Here is a 5,344-nt window from a genome sequence, read left to right as displayed (position 1 = left end):
GCATTTAGCCGGCAGCCCGGTCGCGGATTGAGTCGGCGCTCTCCCAGATCTTTCCACCGAGATACCGCCCAATGGAGGCGGTTGCTTCCAACACTTCCATCGACCCGTACATGCCCGAAGCCACATATGGATCCCCCATCATCAGCGACCGCGCATCGTCGGCGTCAGAGGCGCGGACAAGGAAGTAAGAGCCGATCAGCGGAGCCTGGCCCGGATTCCGCAACGGGCCCGCAAGCACATAACGTCGCCAGTTGGCCTCCACATGCGACAGATGCCCGTCGAGCAGACTCGCCCTGGGTCCAGCTGAGCCGGGACCGTCCTTGCAGATGATCAGGAACAGCGGGCTATCGTATCGCGCCACGGTTGGCGGAGCTGCATCGGACGTCATGGCGAGCCCTCTTGCCAGCGCCGTCGAAGCCGGCGCAAATGGTCTATTCTTATACCATTAAGGGCGGTGCAATGGCGGAAGGCAAGGGCTACGGTGAGTTCCGCACGGGATGGCCGGTCGTCGTCGCCGCGATGCTCGGGATCGGCCTCGGCCTGTCGCCGGTGCCGTTCTACACCATCGGAATGCTGGCGCCGGAACTGGCCCGCGAGTTCGGCTGGACGTTCGGCGACATCATGGGCGGCCTGCCCATCATGACCTTCGCGGTGCTGGTGGCCAGCCCGGCGGTAGGCTTCCTCGCTGACCGCATCGGTGTGCGACCCGTGGCCCTGGCTTCGGTCGGGCTGTTTGCACTCTCGTTCATGGCCTTCGCCCTGAACCCCGGCGACATCCGCTTCTTCTACGCCAACTGGGCGATCATGGCCGTGCTCGGGGCGGGCACGCTGCCGATCACCTGGACCCGGGCTGTGAACAACCGCTTTGATGACCGCAAGGGCCTGGCGTTGGGGCTCTCACTGCTGGGCACCGGCGTGTTCGGCTTCCTGGTGAAGCCGTTCACCGCCCTGATGATCGCAGAGTTCGGCTGGCGCGGCGCCTATCTGGCTGTCGGCGCGTTACCCCTGATCATCGCCCTGCCGGTGGCGTGGTTCGCCTTCCACGATGTGGGAGATCGCACGCAGAATGCGGCGCAGCGGCGCGAGTCCGCGGCCTTGGCCGCAGCCAACGCGCCCGGCCTCACCTTTTCCCAGACGCTGCGCGAGTGGCGCTTCTGGGTGTTGGCCGTCGCCTTCGTGCCGATCAGCTTCGCCATCGGCGGGCCGATCCCGAACATGGAGAACATTCTGAAGTCCGGCGGGTTCGCCGCCGCCGACATCGTCACGCTGGCCTCGCTGATCGGGCTCTCGGTGATCGCAGGCCGGTTGCTGGGCGGTTGGCTGATCGACCGCTTCTGGGCGCCGGGCATCGCCTTCTTCATGCTCTGCGCGCCGGCCGCCGCGTGCTGGATCTTCGCCCACGGCCCGTTGACGTTCGAAACGGCGGCGATCTCGATCGTCCTGATCGGTTTCGCGGCCGGCGTTGAGTACGACCTGATGGCGTTCCTGGTCGCTCGGTACTTCGGCCTCAAGAGCTATGGCGCCATCTACGGTACGCTCTACGGGTTCTTCGCCCTTGGCGCAGGAATCGGCCCGGTGGTGTTTGGGCGCGCGTTCGACGCCACCGGCAGTTACGACGGGCCGCTGATGCAGGCGGTCTTGATGCTAATCGGCGGCGCCGCACTGCTACTGACGCTCGGTCGCTATAGGCAGTTCACCGCGCCCGCTTAGGGCGCCTCCAGGTGCGCGGCGGCGAGCCAGCGGTCGTGCGCCTTCAAGAGGCCCACCGCCCGCCGATGTATCGCCTGCGGGTCGAGGTCCCCGAAGGGGTTCAGTGCCCGCGCCTGAACCCGCTCGTGCCAGGGTTTGAACAGGCGCTCCCAGCGGGCGATCCGCCAGGCCCGGACCAGATGCGCCCCATCCCACTCGGGCCGCAATGACACCGAACCAAAACCCAGGGAGGGCGGTGGTCCGTAGCCTGAGCCGATGGAGCGTCCGCCCAGCCGTTCGGCGATCCGGCCGCCGATTCCCTGACCGGAGATTCCGACCGCAGAAGCTCCAATGGACGCCAGAGCGGCCGAAACAACATCGGCCCAACCCGCAAGGTCGACGGGCGCCTCGTCCCATCCTTCGGCGGAGTCTCCGTGCCCCGGCAGGTCGAGACGAAGGCCTTCGAGGGCCAGATCATCGAGTCGTCCGCCAGCAGCATGCAGCGTGAGGACGCCCGCCGGTTCGCCGCGCCACGCCAGCGCCTCTCCGCCGACATCCACGAAGCCGCGATCCCGGATCGAGGGCGCCGGCGGAGCCACCTCACCGGGGTGGGCCGCCAGATGTTCGGCGCAGGCTGCCTGGATCCCGACGAGGCTTTCGAAAGCACGTCCCTTCGACACCAAAGGAGCCCGATCCAGATGCTCACGCAGAACATCGAACTCCGTTGTGCAGATCAATGCGGGCGCTCGAAGCTGCTCCAGCCAGGACTCTGGCCGAAAGTCGAACGCGGCCTGATAGACCGCTCGGTAGGCGTCACCCGCATCCAGCAGGTCCATGGCGTTGGCGTGAACCCCGAAGGTCGGCGAAACGGGATAGCCCATCCGCGCCTCGGCCGTCGGCGACGACCATGGAAAGAAGACCGACTGTTCTTCCATCCGCGCCCAGAGCCAGGTCATGTGCGAACCATCCCAGGCCGGGCGGAATGGCGGCAGGTAGTTCGCCGTGAAGTCCACGCGCTCGGCCTCGGTCCATGCGGGAAGCCCTTCAAGGGCCACCGCCGATGTCCGCTCCGGGAACAGCCCCGCGAAGGCGCAGGCCGTGGCCGCGCCTGTGTGAAAGCCATAGAGTCCCACCCGGCGGAGACCCAAGGCGTCGGCAAGGCCTTTCAAGTGGCCCGCATAGTCGGCGCTAGACGGTCGCTCGCCTGGAAGCGGATCCGATCGCCCTGCGCCCGGTGTATCTGGACTGATCGCGCAGAGGCCCCTGTTCGCACACGCCTCCGCCACGGCGGCCACCGCCCGCGAGGCCTGTGGCGATCCATGCAGCACGAACACAGCGGGCCCTTCACCGACCCGCCGATAAAGAACCTGACGGCCTTCGACCAAGGCGAAGTGGCGCGTCGCCGGCCTCACGCTTCGCTCATCTGCACCAGGGCCTTGCCCTGGTTTTCACCGCGCATCAGCCGCTCGAACTGCGCCGGAGCCGCCTCAATACCCTTGGCGATGTCCTCAACGAAGGCCAGCCGACCCTCCTGAATCCAGGGCGTCGCCAACGCGATCCACTCCTCCCATCGCGGATAGAAATCGTAGACGACGAGACCCATCATCGCGGCGCGCTTGCCAATGATCAGGCCCACGGGCACCTGCGCCGGCGGCGTATCGGCGTGATAGTGCTCGGCCATCCCGCAGAGCACCACCCGGCCATAGTTCTGCAGCCGTTGCATGGCCGGCATCAGCACAGAGAGGCCGACGTTCTCGAAGTGAACGGTAGGTCCAGGCGCGGTTTCCGCCGTGTAGGCTTCGATCCAGTCCGATCGGTTCAGGTCAACAGCAGCATCAAAGCCGTAGGTCTCACGGATCAACGCGCACTTGGCCTCGCCCCGTGCCATCCCAACCGCACGCGCGCCGAGCAATCGGGCAAGCTGGCCCACCGTGCCGCCCACCGGCCCGGCGGCGGCGTCCACGCTGACAAGATCGCCGGGCCCCACCTCGGCCAATTGCGTGACCCCAGCCCAGGCCGTCAGTCCCGGCATGCCGAGCACGCCCAGATGCGCCGAGGCCGGGACACCGGCAGCGACCTTTCGCGCCCCGGACGCGGGCATCAGGCCCACCTCGACCCAGCCCATCTCACCGACCACGCGATCCCCCGGCTCAAAGGCCGGGTCTCCGCTCTCAAGCACCTCGCCGACGCAGAAGCCCGGCAGGCTTTCGCCCGGGGCGGGCGCCGGTTCACCCATGTGACGGCCGCGCAGACGCGAGCCGATGTAGGGATCCTGGGACTGGTAGAGGCTGCGAACCAGCAGGCGACCGGCATCGACCGCCGGCGTCGGGCGTTGCACAATCTCGAAGTCCGCAGCTACGGGCGGGCCGGCGACCGGGCGGGCCAGCACAATCTCCCGCACGCGACTCATGCCTCCACCACTTCCACCAGCGATCCATCCGGCGCCCGAAGCGTCCCCGCTCGACGCCCGCCGTAGATCGCGCCAGGACGCGGCGTCGGGGGGGTGATCCACGGGCCCGGAATGGCGCTGAACGCCGGGTGCCGGAGCGTGGTCATCGCCACTCCCGGCGGCAATGCGCCCGGCGCGCAGGGTCTGGCCGTCGCGCCTGGCGGATACTGGTCGAATTCCAGGAAGCAGTCGCGTTCATGAATTCCGGTCGCCAGCCGATGCTTGCTGTCGTCCGGAAGCCCAAAGGCCTGATTGATCATCGAATAGATGATCTCCATCGTCCGGCCGTGCTGTATGCCCAGTGTCTCGCGGAACCAGGCCGCCGAGGCCTCCATGTCCGAGCAAGCGAGCACAAGGATGAACAGCTTATCGATCAGGCTGGCGGCGCGCGGCAGGTCGTAGTCCGGCAGGTTGTCGCGGATCTGGGTGAGATAAACGATCTCTCCATCCGGCCCGCGCACCTGCATCGGGAAGATCGCCGGCAGGCCGTCGAGCTGTTTGGGCGGCCCGATGATCGTGAACGGCGAGGTTTCCATGCGGGCATTCACCGCCAAGGTGTCCTGCACGCAGATTTCGATCGCTGCCCAGCCGAAGGTGCGCAGCGGCGCGTACTCAGTCGGAACCTCGCCCTCGACGAACCGGATGAACACGTCCGCGCCCGAAGCGGGTTGGAGTACGGCGTAGCGCCGCCCGCCGCTGGCGGGCGCGCCCCAGGCTGCGGCGAGATCGGCCGCCACTTCGCCCCGCTCGACAACCGCGTAGTCCAGGAAACGCTCATAGCGCGCGACCGCAGCATCGAGGTCCGGCGTCGTCAGGGTCGCGGCGCGCAGAAGCTCCATTCGAATGGCTCCGTCAGGTTTCTGGTGGGCGGCTGAAATGGTATAGTCTTATATCATTTGAAGTCGAGAGGCCCGCCATGCCCGCCTACATGATCGTGACCGCCAAGCTCAAGGATCGTGAGGCCTTCATCGCCGGCTACGGGAAGGCCGCCGCCGAGCTGCTGCCGAAGTTCGGCGGGCGCTATCTATTGCGCGGACCTGGCGTGGAGCTGCTCGAAGGCGACTTCGGCGACGGCGCTTCGATGGTGATATCGGAGTGGCCCGACAAGGCGGCGGCTCTCGCCTTCTGGAACAGCCCCGACTACGCCGCCGCCCGCAAACTGCGCGAGGGAACCGCCGAGGTGCAGGTGCTGCTGATCGAGGCGCC

Annotated in this window: 6 protein-coding genes; 2 read left to right on the top strand and 4 right to left on the bottom strand. The window is 67.2% G+C overall.

All coding sequences use genetic code 11. The annotated features are described in order from the left end of the window. Positions 1-4 precede the first annotated feature (4 nt). Positions 5-388 (bottom strand): YciI family protein, encoded by a 384-nt coding sequence (locus ACIQ3R_RS14910; protein WP_397419646.1) that lies wholly within the window; start codon positions 386-388, stop codon positions 5-7. Between the two features lie 38 nt (positions 389-426). Here ACIQ3R_RS14910 and ACIQ3R_RS14905 point away from each other — a divergent pair, with 38 nt between their 5' ends. Next, entirely contained in the window at positions 427-1,710 is a 1,284-nt protein-coding gene (locus tag ACIQ3R_RS14905; protein WP_397419645.1) for an MFS transporter, read from the top strand. Here ACIQ3R_RS14905 and ACIQ3R_RS14900 read toward each other — a convergent pair. From ACIQ3R_RS14900 to ACIQ3R_RS14890, 3 genes are all read right to left on the bottom strand, one after another. Further along, complete coding sequence (locus ACIQ3R_RS14900; protein WP_397419647.1) at positions 1,707-3,017, bottom strand: alpha/beta fold hydrolase; 1,311 nt, start codon at positions 3,015-3,017, stop codon at positions 1,707-1,709. The genes ACIQ3R_RS14905 and ACIQ3R_RS14900 overlap by 4 nt on opposite strands. A gap of 80 nt (positions 3,018-3,097) precedes the next feature. After that, positions 3,098-4,099, bottom strand: coding sequence for a zinc-binding dehydrogenase (locus ACIQ3R_RS14895; RefSeq protein ID WP_397419644.1), 1,002 nt, complete (start codon positions 4,097-4,099; stop codon positions 3,098-3,100). Further along, positions 4,096-4,977 (bottom strand): VOC family protein, encoded by an 882-nt coding sequence (locus ACIQ3R_RS14890; RefSeq protein WP_397419643.1) that lies wholly within the window; start codon positions 4,975-4,977, stop codon positions 4,096-4,098. Before ACIQ3R_RS14890 ends, ACIQ3R_RS14895 begins: the two co-directional genes overlap by 4 nt. A gap of 77 nt (positions 4,978-5,054) precedes the next feature. Between ACIQ3R_RS14890 and ACIQ3R_RS14885 the strand changes: the two genes are divergently transcribed. Next, a partial coding sequence (locus ACIQ3R_RS14885) for a DUF1330 domain-containing protein (RefSeq protein ID WP_397419642.1) occupies positions 5,055-5,344 on the top strand: 290 nt, incomplete at its 3' end.

The organism is Phenylobacterium sp. (genome assembly GCF_044371015.1).
Classification (GTDB): Bacteria; Pseudomonadota; Alphaproteobacteria; order Caulobacterales; family Caulobacteraceae; genus Phenylobacterium.
The sequence above is the reverse complement of the archived record's forward strand: the minus strand, read 5'-3'. Positions and strand labels throughout refer to the sequence as shown.